A 417-nucleotide genomic window follows, 5' to 3' on the forward strand; every position below is an offset into this window, starting at 1 on the left:
GGCCATCATCGAGTCGATCCGCGCCGGCCTGGTCTTCGCCCTCAAGGAGGCGGTCGGGGTCGACACGATCCGCGCCAACGAGGAGCGCTTCCTCCGGCGTGCAGTTGAGGCCTGGCGGCACGAACCGGCCATCGAGATCCTGGGCAACCTCGAGGCCGAACGGCTCTCGATCGTCTCCTTCGTCGTGCGAGCTCCCAGCGGCAGCTACCTGCACCACAACTTCGTCGTCGCAGTGCTGAGCGACCTGTTCGGCATCCAGAGCCGCGGGGGCTGCTCGTGCGCCGGCCCCTACGGCCACCACCTGCTCGGCATCGACCTCGAGCGGTCGCAGGAGTTCGGGCGTGAGGTCGACCGCGGATGCGAGGGCATCAAGCCCGGTTGGGTGCGCATCAACTTCAACTACTTCATCTCGAGATC

General features: G+C 66.9%; 1 pseudogene. It reads left to right on the top strand.

Features of this window, described 5'->3' with window-relative positions:
- Nucleotides 1–417: pseudogene (locus DEH69_RS19580) on the top strand (cysteine desulfurase); the annotation flags it as partial.

It is taken from the genome of Streptomyces sp. PT12 (assembly GCF_003311645.1).
GTDB lineage: Bacteria > Actinomycetota > Actinomycetes > Streptomycetales > Streptomycetaceae > Streptomyces.